At 59.3% G+C, this 17,916-nt stretch carries 19 protein-coding genes; 15 read left to right on the top strand and 4 right to left on the bottom strand.

Annotated elements, in window-relative coordinates; all coding sequences use genetic code 11:
• Positions 1 to 13 precede the first annotated feature (13 nt).
• Positions 14 to 1,015, bottom strand: coding sequence for a glycosyltransferase (locus BN1800_RS00655; protein ID WP_086993502.1), 1,002 nt, complete (start codon positions 1,013 to 1,015; stop codon positions 14 to 16).
• A gap of 159 nt (positions 1,016 to 1,174) precedes the next feature.
• On the opposite strand from BN1800_RS00655, the gene BN1800_RS00650 reads away from it, so the two are divergent.
• The 3 genes from BN1800_RS00650 (at position 1,175) to BN1800_RS00640 (ending at position 5,266) form a co-directional block, all read left to right on the top strand.
• Positions 1,175 to 3,013: a hypothetical protein gene (locus BN1800_RS00650; RefSeq protein ID WP_086993871.1), complete on the top strand. Its 1,839-nt coding sequence runs from the start codon at positions 1,175 to 1,177 to the stop codon at positions 3,011 to 3,013.
• A gap of 68 nt (positions 3,014 to 3,081) precedes the next feature.
• Complete coding sequence (gene xseA, locus BN1800_RS00645) at positions 3,082 to 4,662, top strand: exodeoxyribonuclease VII large subunit (RefSeq protein ID WP_086993500.1); 1,581 nt, start codon at positions 3,082 to 3,084, stop codon at positions 4,660 to 4,662.
• A 13-nt stretch (positions 4,663 to 4,675) separates the two neighbouring features.
• Complete coding sequence (locus BN1800_RS00640; RefSeq protein ID WP_086993498.1) at positions 4,676 to 5,266, top strand: NAD(P)H-dependent oxidoreductase; 591 nt, start codon at positions 4,676 to 4,678, stop codon at positions 5,264 to 5,266.
• Here the strand turns inward: BN1800_RS00640 and BN1800_RS00635 are convergent, their stop codons facing one another.
• Positions 5,267 to 5,749, bottom strand: a complete 483-nt coding sequence (locus tag BN1800_RS00635; protein WP_086993496.1) for a MarR family winged helix-turn-helix transcriptional regulator — start codon at positions 5,747 to 5,749, stop codon at positions 5,267 to 5,269.
• A 100-nt stretch (positions 5,750 to 5,849) separates the two neighbouring features.
• Between BN1800_RS00635 and BN1800_RS00630 the strand changes: the two genes are divergently transcribed.
• A complete protein-coding gene (locus tag BN1800_RS00630) occupies positions 5,850 to 6,761 on the top strand; it encodes an EamA family transporter (protein ID WP_086993494.1) in 912 nt (303 codons plus the stop codon).
• Here BN1800_RS00630 and BN1800_RS00625 read toward each other — a convergent pair.
• A complete protein-coding gene (locus BN1800_RS00625) occupies positions 6,709 to 7,962 on the bottom strand; it encodes an aminopeptidase (RefSeq protein ID WP_027510592.1) in 1,254 nt (417 codons plus the stop codon). The genes BN1800_RS00630 and BN1800_RS00625 overlap by 53 nt on opposite strands.
• Before the next feature lie 325 nt (positions 7,963 to 8,287).
• Here BN1800_RS00625 and dnaN point away from each other — a divergent pair, with 325 nt between their 5' ends.
• The 7 genes from dnaN (at position 8,288) to BN1800_RS41210 (ending at position 13,283) form a co-directional block, all read left to right on the top strand.
• On the top strand, positions 8,288 to 9,406 hold the full coding sequence (gene dnaN, locus BN1800_RS00620) for a DNA polymerase III subunit beta (protein ID WP_027510593.1): 1,119 nt from the start codon (positions 8,288 to 8,290) through the stop codon (positions 9,404 to 9,406).
• 116 nt (positions 9,407 to 9,522) lie between these two features.
• Positions 9,523 to 10,116, top strand: a complete 594-nt coding sequence (gene pmtA / locus BN1800_RS00615; protein ID WP_086993492.1) for a phospholipid N-methyltransferase PmtA — start codon at positions 9,523 to 9,525, stop codon at positions 10,114 to 10,116.
• Between the two features lies 1 nt (position 10,117).
• Positions 10,118 to 10,705, top strand: coding sequence for a histidine phosphatase family protein (locus BN1800_RS00610; RefSeq protein WP_086993490.1), 588 nt, complete (start codon positions 10,118 to 10,120; stop codon positions 10,703 to 10,705).
• A 1-nt stretch (position 10,706) separates the two neighbouring features.
• On the top strand, positions 10,707 to 11,399 hold the full coding sequence (pyrF, locus tag BN1800_RS00605; RefSeq protein WP_086993488.1) for an orotidine-5'-phosphate decarboxylase: 693 nt from the start codon (positions 10,707 to 10,709) through the stop codon (positions 11,397 to 11,399).
• A gap of 66 nt (positions 11,400 to 11,465) precedes the next feature.
• A complete protein-coding gene (locus BN1800_RS00600; RefSeq protein ID WP_027510597.1) occupies positions 11,466 to 11,753 on the top strand; it encodes a DUF1330 domain-containing protein in 288 nt (95 codons plus the stop codon).
• A gap of 113 nt (positions 11,754 to 11,866) precedes the next feature.
• Positions 11,867 to 12,847 (top strand): complex I NDUFA9 subunit family protein, encoded by a 981-nt coding sequence (locus BN1800_RS00595; protein WP_086993486.1) that lies wholly within the window; start codon positions 11,867 to 11,869, stop codon positions 12,845 to 12,847.
• A gap of 283 nt (positions 12,848 to 13,130) precedes the next feature.
• The gene (locus tag BN1800_RS41210; RefSeq protein ID WP_027510599.1) at positions 13,131 to 13,283 is read left to right on the top strand and encodes a hypothetical protein; all 153 of its coding nucleotides are present in this window, start codon (positions 13,131 to 13,133) and stop codon (positions 13,281 to 13,283) included.
• A gap of 52 nt (positions 13,284 to 13,335) precedes the next feature.
• On the opposite strand, the gene BN1800_RS00585 is transcribed toward BN1800_RS41210, so the two are convergent.
• Positions 13,336 to 14,136 carry an undecaprenyl-diphosphate phosphatase gene (locus tag BN1800_RS00585; protein WP_086993484.1) on the bottom strand — a complete coding sequence of 267 codons (801 nt, stop codon included), beginning with the start codon at positions 14,134 to 14,136 and terminating at the stop codon, positions 13,336 to 13,338.
• A gap of 149 nt (positions 14,137 to 14,285) precedes the next feature.
• On the opposite strand from BN1800_RS00585, the gene BN1800_RS00580 reads away from it, so the two are divergent.
• The 4 genes from BN1800_RS00580 to BN1800_RS00565 all read left to right on the top strand — a co-directional run bounded on the left by BN1800_RS00580 (position 14,286) and on the right by BN1800_RS00565 (position 17,787).
• Positions 14,286 to 14,978 (top strand): glutathione S-transferase family protein, encoded by a 693-nt coding sequence (locus tag BN1800_RS00580; RefSeq protein ID WP_027510601.1) that lies wholly within the window; start codon positions 14,286 to 14,288, stop codon positions 14,976 to 14,978.
• Between the two features lie 12 nt (positions 14,979 to 14,990).
• Positions 14,991 to 16,148, top strand: coding sequence for a tRNA epoxyqueuosine(34) reductase QueG (gene queG, locus BN1800_RS00575; protein WP_086993482.1), 1,158 nt, complete (start codon positions 14,991 to 14,993; stop codon positions 16,146 to 16,148).
• The gene (locus BN1800_RS00570; protein ID WP_086993480.1) at positions 16,148 to 17,020 is read left to right on the top strand and encodes an SDR family oxidoreductase; all 873 of its coding nucleotides are present in this window, start codon (positions 16,148 to 16,150) and stop codon (positions 17,018 to 17,020) included. The genes queG and BN1800_RS00570 overlap by 1 nt, the downstream gene beginning before the upstream one ends.
• 398 nt (positions 17,021 to 17,418) lie before the next feature.
• Complete coding sequence (locus BN1800_RS00565) at positions 17,419 to 17,787, top strand: septal ring lytic transglycosylase RlpA family protein (RefSeq protein WP_027510604.1); 369 nt, start codon at positions 17,419 to 17,421, stop codon at positions 17,785 to 17,787.
• The last annotated feature ends 129 nt before the right edge of the window (positions 17,788 to 17,916 follow it).

The following is a 17,916-nucleotide window of genomic DNA, read 5'->3' as shown; positions in this document are numbered from 1 at the left end:
TGAGCAGAAGCAATCAAGCGATACGGGCGGTCTTGCCGCTTCGTGCGGCGTCGATGGGTTTTTCCGGCATCGCACCCTGACTCAGTGCGGCGACGTTGATGTAATGGATGCGCAACTGCTCGGCACGCGAGCGGGCGACGGAGTCAAGGATCAGGCCGGCGGTGAAGACCATGAACGAGATCATCATCAGCGCCATGGAGAGGACCCATGTCGGCATGCGGTTGACGAGGCCTGTTTCGAAATACTCCGCCAGCACGGGCGTCATGAAACCCATGCTCGAGAGCATGAAGAACGCGCTGATAAGCCCGAAGAAGGCAAAGGGCCGTGTTTCCTTCATCAGCATGGCAAACATCCAGAGAATCTTGCCGCCATCCTTGAAGGTTGAAAGTTTCGAGTGCGAGCCTTCCGGGCGCCGGCCGTAGTCGAGTTCCAGTTCGGCGACCGGCAGCTTGAGCCGCGACGCGTGAACGGACATTTCGGTCTCGATCTCGAAACCGCCGGAAACGGCTGGGAAGCTTTTGGCGAAACGGCGCGAGAAGGCCCGGTAGCCTGAGAAAATATCGGTGAAGTCAGGGCCGAAGATCGTGCGATAGAGAATGTTGAAGATGCGGTTGCCGAAAGCATGTCCGTCGCGTCCTGCGTCCGCATGAACGCCGCGTCGCGTTCCGACCACCATGTCGGCGCGTTCGGTCAGCAGCGTGCGGATCAGCTCTTCGCCGTCTTCCGGCGCATAGGTGCCGTCGCCATCCGCCATCAGATAGATGTCAGCGTCGATATCGGCGAACATGCGGCGCACGACATGACCCTTGCCCTGACGCCGCTCGCGAACGACGGCGGCGCCTGCGAGCATGGCGTGGAGCGCGGTCCCGTCGGTCGAATTGTTGTCGTAGACGTGGATCTGGGCATGCGGCAGTGCCGCTTTGAAACCGCGGACGACTGCGCCGATCGTTGCCGCTTCGTTATAGCAAGGTAGCAGCACAGCAATATTCAAGCCCTCTGGCGGCAATCGCGTCATGATCCTACCCACCGTTCTTGGTTGGCGAGCAGTCTAAAGCATCCATTGTTAATAAGACGCTATAGCGCAGACAGAGACCGTGGCTACTTTTGGCGCGCTTTACTCTTTCTTGATTCACGAAGGCTAGAGTCCGTCGAGTTCAAGATGGACAATATCCCAATGACGAATGTTGCAGAGATAACCGGCAGGGCCACGTCGGCATTTTCGCTGACGAAGCTGCGAACCTTGCTGACGCGTCTCTGGCCATCCGTCCTGATCTACAGCGGTGTGCTGATCGCGGCGATAGCAGCCATGAGGCTGCCGAATGCCACGGACTATGTCGGCCCTGACAACGATGACGGCATGCGGCTTGTCGAGGCGCGCGACCTGCTTGCTGGCCAAGGCTGGTTCGATCTCATGCAGTATCGGCTTGGCGTCGCCGGAACGCCGATGCATTGGTCGCGACTCGTCGACTTGCCGCTTGCCTCGCTGATCAGGTTCTTCGGCCTCTTCCTGTCGACAGAAAAAGCCGAGACTGTTGCACTTGCCGTTTGGCCGCTTTCGCTCATTATCCCTCTGATGCTCGCGATGGCGATAGCCGCGCGCCGCATCGGCGGCATCGCGGCCATGCACATTTCGCTGGGCCTGACTGCTCTGATGGTGATGACAAGCGGCCGGTTTCTGCCGGGCGCAATTGATCATCATAATGTGCAACTCTGCCTCGTCGCCATGATGATTGCGATGTTGCTCGATGAGAAATATAGCGCCTGGAGCTATACCATCGCGGGATTCTGTGCCGCTCTTGCAATTGCGATCGGCGCCGAAACGACACCGGTCGTTGCGGCCGTCTGCATCACGGTCGCGATTTCCTGGGCCTGGCACGGGGAAATCTATGCGGCGGCGGCAAAAGCCTTCGGTCTATCCATGGCGCTCTTCATCAGCATTTTCTTCTTCGGTACGATTTCCCCCAGGCTGTATTCAACTGTAACCTGCGACAGCCTCTCGCTTGGCTTTTACAGTCTCTCCGCGATTGGCGGAGGGCTGCTCCTAGCCGTGGCCGTTTGCGCCAGCCACCTGTCGCGTTCTCTGCGTTTCGTCGCTCTTGCTGGTGTTGGCGCTATTGTCGCCGTATCCGCGCTCGTGATCGCGCCGCAATGCTTGCATAATCCAATGAACGATCTCGATCCCATGCTGATCGAGCTATGGCTTAACGGTATTTCTGAGGCGCGGTCGATCATTGCGATGGGGCGTACCGAGCCCTATTCGCTTGGTGCCTTTTATGCCGTTGGTCTACTTGGTGTCGGCACCTGCGTCTTCCGCATCTTTCATCGCGATCGTGTGGAGATTCATCTGATCCTGCTGCTCCTGCTGGGTGTGAGTTGGGCGATTGCACTTGTGCAGGTTCGGGGCGCCGCCTTCTCGAATATGATTTCAATCCTGCCGCTCGCGCTGCTGATTATCGATATGCGCCGGTTTTCGAATGGCGAACGGGAAAATATCGCTGCGGCTCTTTGCTATATCATGGTCGTGCTGGCGAGCGTGCCGGCCGCGTGGGCGGTGGCGGGTGGCTTTGTCGAGATGCAGCGCAAGACGCCGGCAGAAAAACAAAATGCCGCGAAGGAGGATGACGAAACGAATTCCTGCAAGTCCAGAGACGCTGTGGCGCCACTCAACACCATACCAGTTGGCATGATCGCGGCTTCTTCGGAAATGGGTGTTCCAATCCTGCGGTTCACCGGCCAGCACGTTTTGACCGCGCCGTATCACCGGAATCCGCAGGGCATGCTGACCGAACTTCATATCGGTCTTTCCGACCCAAAGGAGGCGGAAGCCTTCCTGCGCGGGGCCGGCGTCACTATGCTTGCCTTTTGCAAAGACGACCCCTTGACCGCCGCGCTTCGGAAGTTGAAATCGGAAGGGCTCTACGCTCAGCTCGCGAAGGGTAATATTCCCTCTTACCTACGCCCTTTCGCCAAAGCCAAGAGCGTCGAATACTATCTCTTCAAGCCGGTGGATTGACAGGCCGCTCTGCAAAATCCTTGACGCCTAAGGCTGATCTTTCCCTCCGCTTTCGCTAGAAAGGAAGGATGAGCAACGTCTTCGACACCGATTCGCCCACGAACCTGACGGAATATTCGGTCTCCGAGCTTTCGGGATCGATCAAGCGCACGGTCGAAACCGCCTTCGATCAGGTGCGGGTGCGTGGCGAAATTTCCGGCTATCGCGGCCCGCATTCATCGGGTCATGCCTATTTCTCGCTGAAGGACGATCGCGCACGTATCGACGCCGTCATCTGGAAGGGCACATTCTCGCGGCTGAAGTTCCGGCCGGAAGAAGGCATGGAGGTAATCGCCACCGGCAAGGTGACGACTTTCCCTGGCTCATCGAAGTACCAGATCGTCATTGAAACGCTGGAGCCAGCCGGTGCCGGCGCGCTGATGGCGCTGATCGAGGAGCGCAAGCGCAAGCTTGGTGCTGAAGGTCTTTTTGACGCGGCGCGCAAGAGGCGGCTGCCGTTCATGCCGAAGGTCATCGGCGTCGTCACGTCGCCGACGGGCGCCGTCATTCGCGATATCCTGCACCGCATTTCTGATCGTTTTCCCGTCCATGTTATCGTCTGGCCCGTCAAGGTGCAGGGCGATGGTTCCGGCGAGGAGGTGGCGAATGCCATCCGCGGTTTCAATGGCTTTCAGCCGGGCGGCGAAATGCCGAGGCCGGATGTGCTGATCGTCGCCCGCGGCGGCGGCAGCCTCGAAGACCTCTGGAGCTTCAACGACGAGATCGTCGTGCGGGCCGCTGCTGAAAGTGAAATTCCGCTTATCTCCGCGGTTGGCCACGAGACGGACTGGACGCTGATCGATTATGCGGCCGATGTGCGTGCGCCGACGCCGACGGGTGCTGCGGAAATGGCCGTTCCCGTCAAGGCCGAACTGGAGGCGCAGGTTTCGGCACTTTCAGCTCGTCTGCAAGGCTGTACAAGCCGCCAGATGGATCACCGGCGGCAGGCGGTTCGCTCGCTGGTGCGGGCGCTGCCGTCGCTCGATCAGCTGCTTGCGATGCCACGCCGGCGCTTTGATGAGGCAGCGGCGGGCCTCGGCCGCGGGTTGGAACTCAACACCATCAATAAACGCCGGAGCTTTGAGCGCACTGCCTCGCATCTGAGGCCGGACGTGCTTTCTAACCGCATTGCCGAGCACCGCCAGATACTTGCCGAGCGAATGACGCGGGCGGAGCGCATGGTGGAGCGATTGGTCGATCGCTCTAAGTCCCGTGTCGGCCGCGCCGATGTCGTGTTTGCCTCCCTGCCCATGCGCTTGAAAACACAGACGGCGCGCATGCGCGACCATCTGGCAAACTTGTCCCGTCACGCCGATACCGCTGTCCGCCATCAGTTGACACGGGCAAGGGGCGAGCTTTCGGCACAGGACCGCGTGCTGCAGTCGCTCTCCTATAAAAACGTCTTGAAGCGCGGTTATGCAGTCATCCGCGACGATGAAAACCGGCCGGTATCGCAGGCCGCGGCACTTTCAGCCGGCAGCGGCATTTCGATCGAGTTTGCCGACGGCCGCGTCGGCGCCGTGACGACCGAAGGCGGTGCGCCGCCGAGGAAACGCTCGCCGAAGCCGGAACAGCCGACCGCGCCGCCGAAGCAGGGCAGCCTATTCTAGTCTAGGACAACCGATGCGTATCCTCCTGGTGCTTGCTCATCCGCTCGAAGAGAGTTTTGCCGCCTCTGTTGCAAAGACTGCGGGTGAAGCTCTGGCAGAAGCCGGTCATGCGGTTGATGTGCTCGATCTCTATGCCGAGGATTTCGATCCTCGCCTCACGAAGGCCGAGCGTGGCGGCTACTTCGATATCCCCTATGATGCCTCCAGCGTCTCAACGATCGTGGAGCGGCTGAAGGCGGCCGATGGATTGATCCTTGTCTTTCCGCAGTGGTGGTTCAACTTTCCGGCGATCCTCAAGGGCTTCTTCGATCGGGTCTTCGCGCCCGGTGTTGCCTTCTCGCACGATGCGGCCGGCGGGCGGATCGTTCCGCAGCTGACAAATATTAGGCTGCTTTGGGCTTTGACGACGACGGGCTCGCCGTGGTGGCTGGTTCATCTCTATATGGGCAATCCGGTGCGCCGGCTGCTGAAGCGCGGCATCGCGAACTTCTGCTCCAAGCGCCTCAATTTTCGCATGCTCAGCCTGCATGATATGGATCGCGCGACCGCCGCCAAACGCCAAGGTCATCTTGATCGCGTGCGCAAGGCGCTGAGCGCGATCTGACTATTCGAATTTCGCGAGAAATTTGCGCAGCAGCGCGTCGAGCGCTGCCTTGTCTTCATCGCTGAGGTTTTCGACGAGCCGCTGCTGATTGGCGACATGCGCACCGACCGCGGTCTCGACGGCTGCAAACCCTTTCTCCGTCAATGCAATCAGCACGCTTCGCCGATCGTCGGGATTGAGGACGCGCTCGACAAAACCTGCTTTCTCGAGCTGGTCGATGCGGTTGGTCATCGTACCGGAGCTCACCATCGTCATCGCCAGAAGATCGCCTGGTGAGAGGCGATAGGGCGCTCCCGAACGCCGAAGCGTTGCGAGCACGTCGAAGGCGGACGACGAGAAACCGTGCTGCAGCAGCACTTGTTCAACCTCGCGTCCGAGATGCGTCATCAGCCGCTTGAGGCGCCCCAGGATGCCCATCGCTTCGACGTCGAGGTCTGGCCGCTCACGTTGCCATTGGGACAGGATTTTATCGACGCGGTCCATCGCTTCCTCAACTTCGATAAACAAGCGATAGCACAAGATGTCTTGACGTCAAGATAAATACCACTATGTTGAATATTATCTTGATGTAGAGATTCTTGATATGAAGAAAAATAGCACTTATGCAGCCGATGTCCTGACGACGGCCATTGCTCCAGCCATCTGGGGCAGCACCTATTTCGTAACGACCGCGTTCCTGCCTGCCGGCTATCCACTGACTGTTGCAATGCTGCGCGCCTTGCCTGCGGGTCTCTTGCTTCTTGTCACCGTCCGCCGCTTGCCGTGCGGCATCTGGTGGGGCAGGGTCTTCATCCTCGGCGCGCTGAACTTCTCGTTCTTCTGGGCAATGCTTTTCGTCTCCGCTTACCGGCTTCCGGGCGGCGTTGCGGCAACGGTCGGAGCCGTCCAGCCGCTGATCGTCATCGCGCTATCGCGCGTCTTTCTTGGCAAGCCGATCAAGCTTTTTGCCGTCCTTGCAGGTTTGGCCGGAATGGCTGGCGTTGCACTGCTGGTGTTAACACCCAAGGCTGCGCTTGATCCGATTGGTGTTGCCGCGGGTCTCGCAGGCGCCGTCTCGATGGCTTTCGGCGCGGTGCTGACGCGCCGTTGGGCGCCGCCGGTCTCGAACCTCACATTCACGGCATGGCAATTGACCGCCGGCGGGCTTTTGCTCGTGCCGGTCGCGCTGATGTTCGAACCGGCTCTTCCGGTGCCGACGGCGGCAAATGTGCTTGGCATGGCCTATCTGGGATTGATCGGCGCCGCCTTCACTTACGTCGTGTGGTTCCGTGGCCTGTCGAAGATCGAGCCGTCGGCGGCCGCGTCGCTCGGCTTCCTAAGCCCGCTCGTCGCGACGCTTCTCGGCTGGCTGGCGCTCGGCCAAAGCTTGACGCCCGCGCAGCTCTTCGGATTCGCGCTTGTGCTGGCGAGCGTTTGGGTCAGCCAGAGGGCGATGGCGCCCGTCAGGCCCATTCTCCCTGCCGCATTACCGGAACCCGCGAGCCGTCCGGCTTGACCCCGTCGATATCCACCTCGTCGGAGCCGATCATCCAATCGATATGGATAAGGCTGGAATTGCCGCCCTGGGCCTTGATCTGATCCTGGCTGAGCTGCGCGCCACCCAGGAAGCACTTCGAGTAGCACTGGCCGAGCGCGATATGGCACGAGGCGTTTTCGTCAAAAAGCGTATTGTAGAACAGGATGCCGCTCGCCGAGATCGGCGACGAATGCGGTACGAGCGCCACTTCGCCGAGACGCCGCGCGCCTTCGTCGGTATCGAGCACCTTGTTCAATACCTCCGCGCCGCGCGAGGCCTTGGCCTCGACAATCCGGCCCTCTTCGAAATGAACCTGGATCTTGTCGATCAGCGTGCCTTGATGCGAGAGCGGTTTGGTGCTTGAGACATGGCCCTCGACGCGCAGCGCGTGCGGTGTCGTGAAGACCTCTTCGGTTGGGATATTCGGGTTGCACGTGACGCCGTTCTTGGCGGCGGAGGCACCGCCATGCCACTCATGACCGTCGGCAAGGCCAACGGTCAGGTCGGTACCCGGTCCCTTGAAATGCAGCGCGGCGAAGCGCTGGCCGTTCAGCCAGGATGAGCGTGCGGCAAGGTTCGCGTTGTGCTCCCTCCACGCTGAGACCGGATCGTCGAGATCGACGCGCGAGGCGGCAAAGATTGCCTTTGACAGTTTCGCGACCGCAATCGGCTCCGGATCGTCCGGAAATACGACCTTCGCCCAAGATGGGTTCGGATAGGCAACGATGTTCCAGTTGATGTCGAAGTTCGAGATCTTTTCGAGCGCCGGCTTATAGGCGGTGGAATTCGCCCGGTTCGCGCGGCCGACCTTGTTCGGATCCTGTTCGGAAAGCAGCATTGGATTGTCGCCGGCAATTGCGAGGCGTGCCGCGCCATTTTGATAGGCCTTTGCCATACCTTCGTAGAGCCAGCCGGAGGCACGGTCGAAGCCTTCGTCGCTGCCGTATTGATAGCGGGCAAGCGTCGTCTCTTCGTCGGAATAGAACGTCGTGACGAGACCAGCACCCGCCATATAGGCATGCTTGGTGATCAGGCGAACCAGCGGCATCGCGACAACTGGAGCAGTAATCACCAGATCTTGCTCCCTCTGAAGTTGCAAGCCGACATTGACAGCGACCTCCGCGAGTTTCTCCAGCTTGATCGGATCGACGGAATTCTGACTCTGGGGCATGAACGTCATGGCTGGCTACCTCCTGAAATCGACTCTCTGAAGATGCCAGACTTAGACCCCTTTACAGCGAAAATGAAGCTCGGGCGGCCGATTTTGCGAACGAAGGCCACGTGATTCCATGAGGTTTCGCCACAATGTTTTCTGCGGATGCTTGGATTTCTGTGAGCATCCATGCCGGAAAATGGCAATTGCAGCGCTGCCGTGTCTCGCACCCCTTGCATTCGCCGGTAAAGTTCTGCCATTTTGCCTGTCCACTCCTCCGGCCCGGAGCCGGACAGCATCTTTCGGCGCGTCTTGCGTGCCGGGCAGTAACGGTCGAAAGCGGTAGCATCCCATGCGTATAACTATTGAGCGGTCAAACCTTTTGAAGTCGCTGAACCACGTTCACCGCGTGGTCGAACGTCGCAACACGATTCCGATCCTGTCCAATATCCTGCTGCGCGCAGATGGCCAGAACCTTGACATGAAGGCGACGGATCTCGACCTCGAAGTGACTGAAGCCACGCCCGCCAATGTCGAGCAGGGCGGCGCCACGACGGTTCCGGCGCATCTTCTTTACGACATCGTGCGCAAACTGCCAGACGGTTCGGAAGTTCTATTGGCGACATCGACGGATGGCGGCTCCATGGCTGTCCAGTCCGGCCGCTCGAAATTCTCGCTGCAGTGCCTGCCGGAATCCGATTTCCCGGACCTCACCGCCGGCACCTTCACGCATTCCTTCAAGCTGAAGGCGGCCGATCTCAAGATGCTGATCGACCGCACGCAGTTTGCGATCTCGACCGAAGAAACGCGCTACTATCTGAACGGCATCTTCTTGCACACGATCGAAAGCGACGGGGATCTTAAGTTGCGCGCCGTAGCGACGGATGGCCACCGCCTTGCGCGCGCCGACGTGAAGGCGCCTTCCGGCTCCGAAGGCATGCCGGGCATCATCATTCCGCGCAAGACGGTCGGCGAACTGCAGAAACTCATCGACAATCCCGATGCGGTGGTCACGGTCGAAGTCTCGGATGCCAAAATCCGCCTCAGCATCGGCTCGATCGTCATGACCTCCAAGCTCATCGACGGAACCTTCCCGGATTACCAGCGTGTGATCCCCACCGGCAACGACAAGGAAATGCGCGTCGATTGCTCGACGTTCGCCCAGGCTGTCGATCGCGTGTCGACGATTTCTTCCGAGCGCGGCCGCGCCGTGAAGCTCGCACTTTCCGACGGCCAGCTTTTGCTCACCGTCAACAATCCGGATTCCGGCAGCGCGACAGAGGAAGTCGCCGTCGGTTACGATACGGATGCCATGGAAATCGGCTTCAATGCCAAATATCTGCTCGACATCACGGCGCAGCTTTCCGGCGATCAGGCGATTTTCCTGCTGGCCGATGCGGGCTCGCCGACGCTTATTCGCGATACCGCTGGCGACGATGCACTTTACGTTCTGATGCCGATGCGCGTGTAAACGCGCGTATCATTTGCCGTGCAAAGTTTGCCGATTGCGACGTTTGGTCTTGTTTTTGCGCCAGAGGATTGCAAATAGAGAGCTGGCGGTTTGGTGCATTATTCGTGGAGGACGGCATGGCGTTGCGGCTGAAAGAACGGCTCGGCAAGAAGTTCGATGAGGAGATCCGCTTCTTCAAGGGCATGATGCAGGGGCCGAAGACTGTCGGCTCCATCGTCCCGACCTCCTCCATCACCGCCCGCAAGATGGCGAGCGTCATCAACCTGAATTCAGGGCTTCCGGTTCTTGAACTCGGCCCCGGTACGGGCGCCATTACCAAGGCGATCCTCGGGCGCGGCGTGAAGCCGGAGAGCCTTGTCGCCATCGAATATTCGACGGACTTTTACGAGCATCTCGTGCGCCTCTACCCCGGCGTCCGCTTCATCAATGGCGACGCCTTCGACCTCGACAAGACGCTCGGCGACCTCAAGGATCAGACATTCGATTCCGTCGTTTCGGCTGTCCCGCTCCTGAACTTTCCGATGCAGGCGCGCTTTGCGCTTCTTGAAAGCTTGCTCGACCGTATTCCGGCCGGTCGGCCGGTCGTGCAGATTTCTTATGGCCCCGTCTCGCCGATCATCGCGCGGCCGGAGCGTTACCACATCCAGCATTTCGATTTCATCGTCCGCAACATCCCGCCGGCCCAGCTCTGGATCTACAGACGCGGCTGAAATGTACGGGCTGTATATCACCCACCCACAAGTGAAAATCGATCCGAACGTCCCGGTGCCCAGATGGGGTTTATCGGAGATCGGCGAGGCACGCGCCCACAAGGCGGCTGAAGGCGCTTGGGCGAGGCAACTGCGCCGTATTGTTTCGAGCGATGAGACGAAGGCAATCGAAACCGCGGAAATCTTGGCTACTGCGGCGGGCGTGGCAATCGAAATCCGGGACGGCATGCACGAAAACGACCGTTCCGCGACCGGCTTCCTGCCGCCTCCGGAATTCGAAAAAGCGGCCGACTGGTTCTTCGCCCATCCGCAGAACAGTTTCAGGGGCTGGGAGCGTGCCGCCGATGCGCAGCACCGCATCGTTTCGGCCTTCGAAACCGTTCTCGTCGATCACGATCCGCGCGAGCCGATCGCCTTTGTTGGGCATGGTGGCGTCGGCACGCTGCTGAAATGCCATCTTGAGAGCCGCGCCATCGCGCGCGATCGCGATCAGCCGCCCGGCGGCGGCAACCTCTATTGTTTCAGTCTTGCGGACCGGCGCTTATCATGCGACTGGACGCCCATGGAAAACTGGCAGGGATGGATGTGAGATGAACGCACGCGAGCGGCTGATCGTCGGGCTGGATGTTCCGACACTTGGCGAGGCGGAAAAGATCGTTTCGACGCTCGGCGACGACATTCTCTTCTACAAGATCGGCTATCAGCTCGTCTTTGCCGGTGGCCTGGAATTCGCGTGCGATCTTGCGCAGGACGGCAAGAAGATCTTCCTAGACATGAAGTTGCTCGATATCGACAACACGGTCGCTTCCGGCGTCGAGAATATCGTGAAAATGGGCATGTCGATGCTGACGCTGCATGCCTATCCCAAGGCGATGAAGGCTGCTGTGGAGGCTGCAAAAGGCTCGGACCTCTGCCTGCTTGGCGTGACCGTTCTCACCTCCATGGACGAGCAGGATCTGATCGCCGCAGGTTACGAATACGACCCGCATACGCTGGTGCTGCGCCGCGCCGAACAGGCGCTGCTCGCCGGGATGGGCGGCGTCGTCTGCTCCGCCGAAGAATCCGCCGCCGTTCGGAAAATCGTCGGACCTGACATGGCGATCGTCACCCCCGGCATCCGCCCGGTAGGCAGCGAAAAGGGCGATCAGAAGCGGGTGATGACCCCGGCCGATGCACTGAAGGCTGGCTCGAGCCACCTCGTCGTCGCACGGCCGATCGTCAAGGCGCCCGATCCGAAGGAGGCGGCGCGTGGCATTCTTGCCGAAATGGAAACCGCTCTCTGACGCCTGACGAAGGATATGGGTCGCGTTGCCCGTCCCGCAATTTCGACCGGCAACAGGAGGAAGACCATGGCAAAGGGATACTGGATCGCGCGCGTCGATGTCCGCGATTCCGAGCGCTACAAGGATTATGTCGCGGCAGCCAAGCCGGCCTTTGAGAAATACGGTGCAAACTTCCTCGCCCGCGGCGGCGCAATCACCGAACTCGAAGGCAAGTCGCGCGCCCGAAACGTCGTCATTGAATTTCCTTCGATGAAGCACGCGGTCGAGTGCTATAATTCACCGGAATACCAGATCGCCGCCAAGATCCGCCAGGAAGCCGCCGACGCGGAAATGGTCGTCGTGGAAGGCGTCTGAGCACTCTTCGCATCCGCAAAACTCGAGCGCGATGGGATCTTTCCGCCGCGCCGGGTTTCGGTTAATACGAGTGCCGACCAACGCATCCATCCAAGCCTTTCGAGGAACCTGCCATGACCCTTGCTAACCTGCCGCCGCTCGTGACTGTGTTCGGAGGTTCCGGCTTTATCGGCAGGCATATCGTGGGTGCGCTCGCAAAGCGCGGCTATCGAATTCGCGTCGCAGTGCGTCGCCCGGATCTTGCAGGTTTCCTGCAGCCACTTGGCAATGTCGGCCAGATTTCGTTCGTTCAGGCTAACCTGCGCTATCGCAACTCGGTCGATCGAGCCGTCGAGGGTGCGGACTTCGTCATCAACTGTGTCGGCGTGCTCTTCGAGACCGGCCGCAACACCTTCGATGCGGTCCAGGAGTTCGGTGCGCGTGCTGTCGCTGAAGCCGCCCGTGCCTCCGGCGCGAAGCTCATCCATATTTCGGCAATCGGCGCCGACGCGAATTCGGATTCCAGCTATGCCCGCACCAAGGGGCGCGCGGAGGCGGCAATTTTTTCGATCAAGAAGGACGCTGTGATCTTCCGCCCGTCGATCGTTTTCGGGCCGGAAGACGGCTTCTTCAACAAATTTGCGGAGATGGCCCGTCTTTCGCCGGTTCTGCCGCTCATCGGCGGTGGCAAGACGAAGCTGCAGCCGGTCTACGTGGAAGACGTGGCAGAAGCCGTAGCACGTGCCATCGAGGGTAAGGCTGCGGGCGGGGCGATCTATGAACTCGGTGGTCCGGAAGTGCTGACCTTCCGCGAATGTCTTCAGGTCATGCTGAAGATTACCGCCCGCAAGAACCGGCTGGTTTCCATTCCCTTCAGCATCGCCTCGCTAATCGGCAGCGTCGCGTCGCTCGTTCCCTTCATTAAGCCCCCGATCACGGCCGATCAGGTTCGCCTGTTGAAGCGCGACAATATCGTTTCAACGAAGGCCGAAGCGGATGGCCACACGCTGAAGGCCCTCGGAGTTACGCCGACAATGCTGGCCTCCGTACTGCCGTCCTATCTGGTGCATTATCGCCCGCATGGCCAGTACACTGGTTCGGGAAAAGCAGCCTGAGGAACGACGGCAACAGTTGAACACCGCTTGTGTTTATCCACGGGCGGTGTTTTTCATTTTGCGTCTTTCAGACAAATCCGGCGCAAGTTTAGCGTGTTGTCCATGGCGCCACGCCAAAAGGGCGTTGCATAAAAGACGCATCAAAAAATTAGTGAAATTAACGCCACATTTAGCAGGAACATTTATTGCTATTTGCTACTCCACTGACTACACACCCCGCGCGTCCTGAGATGGACTCAGCGCCTTTTGCGGCGCGCTAAATCGACTTTGAAAGGCTTTATCGATGGGCAAGTCAATCGCGCTTCTATTTGCGTGTGCGGCACTGGTTATCCTCGCAGGCTCCTTCATTGCGCCCGGCTCGGTCGCAGCGGTGAAGGGCGGTTGCGCGCCGGCTTATGGCATCGATCCCTGCTCCACCGCCTCCCTCAACCACTGAGGGCAAAGGCCGGCTCTTTCCGGAGCCGCCCCGGATGTCAACTCCCTGAAAATCAGCCGAACAACGTCAAGCCGATCAGGCCTGCCGCGCCGATGAAGATTCGCCACCAAGCGAAGGGCGCATAGCCGCGGATCGAGACGAAATTGAGCAGCGCGCGAACAACGAAGAGCGCCGAGACGAAAGCCGCCACGAAGCCGACGACGATGAGCATTCCGTCATCAAAGCTCAGCACATTGCGGTTTTCGTAGAGGTCCAGCGCAAAGGCGCCGACCATCGTCGGCATGGCCAGAAAGAACGAGAATTCTGCTGCGGAACGCTTGTCGGCGCCCATCAGCAATGCGCCCACAATCGTGGCGCCAGAGCGGGATGTCCCCGGGATCATTGCCAGGCACTGGAAGAAACCTATCTTCACGGCCATCGGCAGCGAAAACTCCGTCACATCATGATATTTGGGCTTGAACTGGATCTTGTCGACGGCAAGGAGGACGAGGCCGCCGAGAATGAGGACCACGCAGATCAGCATCGGTGTTTCGAAAAGCACGTTCTTGATGAAGTCATGCGCAATGGCGCCGATAACGGCTGCCGGCAGAAAGCCAAAAAGAACGGCAAGGACGAAATGCCGCGCCCGCGCACTGCGCGGCAAAGCAAGGGCAAGGCTCAGCAGTCGCTTGAAATAGACGAGAAGGATTGCAAGGATTGCGCCGAGCTGGATGAGAACGACAAATGTATTGCCCGGGGACCGAAAGCCCAGGAAGTGGCCTGCCAGCAGGACATGGGCTGTCGAAGAGACCGGTATGAATTCCGTGAGGCCCTCGATAAGGCCGAGAATGAGCGCACTGAAGATATCAGCCATGTTTTATCCCTTGTGAGACGGGGTGGGACCCGATTTGCTTGTATTGAAGGGGCCAAGCTCCTATAGCTGCAACGAATGAGTCATGACTAGGGCGCTATGAGTATGAATGCCCCCGAGCATGCCGCGACAAATCAACAATTCGGGTATCGATGCCGACGCTTTATCATCATCCTATGTCATCCGCTTCACGCTTCGTGCGGCTGATTCTGAGCGAGTATGGCTTTCAGGCGGATCTTATTGAAGAGCAAACCTGGGAAAAGCGGCGCGACTTTCTGGCGCTCAACCCCGCCGGTACCTTGCCGGTCTATGTGGACGACAGTATGCGCGCGCTTTGCGGGGCGGCCGTCATTTCGGAATATCTCGATGAAACGCACGGCGTGCTGAAGCGCGACAGGCGTCTTCTTGCGGAAGATCCTTTCCAGCGCGCGGAGATCCGCCGCCTCGGTGAGTGGTTCATGCAGAAGATGGAGACGGATGTAACCCGGCCTCTGGCACGGGAGCGCGTGTATAAGTTGCAGATGAGCGCAGATCAGGGCGGCGGTGCACCGGATTCAAAAATCCTGCGCACGGCGCGTGCTAATATCCGCCAGCATATGAAATACCTGACCTGGCTTGCCGGTTCGCGGCAGTGGCTGGCAGGAGACCGCATGAGCTATGCCGACCTTGCGGCGGCCGCTTCGCTCTCGATCCTCGACTATCTCGGCGAGATCGATTGGACTGAATCGCCGATCGCCAAGGATTGGTATCAGCGCATGAAATCACGGCCATCCTTCCGCCCGCTGCTGACGGAGCGGGTGCGTGGACTGACACCGGTCTCTCACTACGCAGACCTGGATTTCTGAAGAGGGCTTTCGATGCCCGAACGGATGACAGACGATAAGGAACGCAAGCGCCGCGACAATTTGACCGCCTTTGTTCATGCCGAGGCGGCAGCACTCGGCTTTGATCTCTGTCGCATCACGCGGCCCGATTCGATACCCGAAGCGAAGGAACGGCTTGGCGAATTCATCGATGCCGGACGTCACGGCACGATGGAATGGATGGCGGAAACGCGCGATCGCCGTGGCGATCCTCGCACGCTCTGGAGCGATGTGAAGTCCATCGTTGTCTTCGGCCTCAATTACGGCCCCGAGGAAGACCCGCGCCAGATTCTTGAAAAGCCGGACAAGGCGGCAATCTCCGTCTATGCACGCAATCGCGACTATCACGACGTCATCAAGGGACGGCTCAAGGAGATCGCGACCCGCTTTGCGGCACGGGCAGGCGTCGACGTCAAAGTCTTTGTCGACACGGCACCTGTGATGGAAAAGCCGCTCGCCGCCGCAGCAGGTCTCGGCTGGCAGGGCAAGCATACCAATCTGGTCAGCCGCAGCCATGGTTCATGGCTCTTCCTCGGCTCGATGTTCACGACAGCCGATCTCAATGTAGATGGCGCTGAGATCGATCATTGCGGCTCCTGCCGCGCTTGTCTCGATGCCTGTCCGACCAATGCGTTCCCAGCGCCGTATCAGATCGACGCGCGGCGCTGCATCTCGTACCTGACGATCGAGCACAAAGGCCCGATCGATCCCGAATTCCGGCCGCTGATCGGCAATCGTATCTATGGTTGCGACGACTGTCTTGCCGCTTGTCCATGGAACAAGTTTGCTGCCTCGGCATCCGAAATGAAGCTGCAGGCGCGCAAAGACCTGAAAGAGCCGTCGATCGCCTTTCTTCTGACGCTGGATGACGCGGCTTTCCGGATCTTCTTCAGTGGCTCTCCGGTCAAGCGCATCGGCAGGAACCGCTTTATCCGCAACGTGCTGATCGCCGCCGGAAATTCCGGCGATCGCGGCCTTATCGGTCAATGCCGGCGGTTGGCGGCCGATGCGTCTCCAGTTGTTCGCGCCATGGCAATCTGGGCGCTTTCGCGATTGATGGAGCCTGGCGAATTCGCCGCCTTTGCGGCACAAAGGCCGGATGAGTCGGACGCTGACGTGCGTGCGGAATGGCAATTGGCGGGAGTGGTGTGATGCATGTGATGATTTTCGGCTGTGGCTATTCCGGCACGGCGATTGCCAAGGCTTTCTCGGCCGCAAGCGTCCGCATTTCCGGCACAACCCGATCGGCTGACAAGGCTGACCTGCTCCGCAGCCAAGGGATCGAAGCCTTCATTTTCGACGGCGAGATCATCAGCGACGCCTTGCTTGAGGCCATGCGAAGCGTCACACACCTTGTCCAGTCGATCGCTCCGCGGGAAGCCGGGGACCCGCTGATCAATCTCGCAGGCGGCGAGCTCGGCAAGATGATGCCGGCGCTGCAGTGGATCGGCTATCTTTCCACTGTTGGCGTTTACGGCGACCACAAGGGTGCGTGGGTCAGCGAAGAGACGGTCTGCGTCCCTGTTTCCGGGCGATCGAAGGAAAGGCTCGAGGCGGAGGATGCGTGGCTGGCGCTTGGCAGGGAGCTCGGTATTCCGGCTGCCGTACTGCGGCTGTCGGGCATCTACGGCCCGGGCCGCAATGCGTTCATCAATCTCGACCGAGGCACGGCCCGGCGCCTGATCAAGAAGGATCAGGTTTTCAATCGCATCCGCGTTGAGGATATCGGCGCGTCGGCGCGCTACCTCGCGGACCGGTCCCTTGGTGGCATATATAATGTGACGGATGACCTGCCTGGCCCGCCCCAGGATGTCATCGTCGAAGCAGCGCGGCTGATGGGTGTTGAGCCACCTCCGGAACAGCCCTTCGAAACCGCCGAGCTGACGCCGATGGCACGCTCCTTCTACGGCGAAAATAAGCGCGTTTCGAATGCCAAATTGAAAGCCGCGGGCTACACCTTTTCCTTCCCGAATTACCCGATGTCGCTTGCACAATTGTGGCAGAGCGGACGGTGGCGCGGTTAACCCGAACACGCGATCCCAGCACCATTCGAAATGAGTAGAAAATTCCTACTTCGGAATTTTTGCGATCTGATTTTCGCTCGTATTATGGTTAATGGCCTCTAAATTTGCGCAAATGAGGCGTCAATTGTGGCGGGATCGGAAAATTATTTTTGTTACTTTTTTAACAAAGCGTCACGACGCGTTGCGGCAGAAAAATTTGTTCTAATTTTACCTGATTCTCTTATCTTTTTTCCACTTTTCCGGCAGTCGAACTTTTTCCACTCGAATTCCACCGGACTCACAAGTGTTACAGCTTGTAACATTCCGTGATAATCGGCGGCACTTTTTTGCCACTTTTCGCCGGATTTAAGCCCCGCCGCCCGTAAAGGCGCAATTCAATAGTTGAGGGGTAATCCGTTTTGAAGAATATCAGCCGTTCTATAGTCATTGTCGCAGCTATTGCAGCTAGTTCTTTCATCCTTCCTGCCGAAGGATTTGCTGCAGCCGGATGTGGCGGCGCTTCGTGGTACGCACTGCATTCCAAAACAGCTTCCGGCGAACGTATGAATCCTGCCGTTTTGACTGCCGCTCACCGTTCGCTTCGGTTCGGCACCAAGCTTAGAGTCACCAACCGCAACAATGGCCGTAGCGTCATCGTTCGCGTCAATGACCGTGGCCCGTTCATCCGCGGCCGTGTTCTCGACCTTTCGCGCGCCGCCGCACAGAACATCGGTATGGTCCGCTCCGGTACTGCCAAGGTCTGCTACGAAGTCGTCGCCGCCAGCTAAGGCGTCCGCTACCAGCGCCCGACGGCGCTTGCTCTTGCCGTCAATCGCGGTTACCACGCGGTTGAGACTTGTGAAATTATCCGCAGCGTCAGTCACGCTTCCCGCGGATCGTTTACATGTTCGTGGCAA

Source organism: Rhizobium sullae (genome assembly GCF_900169785.1).
Classification (GTDB): domain Bacteria; phylum Pseudomonadota; class Alphaproteobacteria; order Rhizobiales; family Rhizobiaceae; genus Rhizobium; species Rhizobium sullae.
Note: the sequence above shows the minus strand (reverse complement) of the source record. Positions and strands in the feature narration are given on the sequence as shown.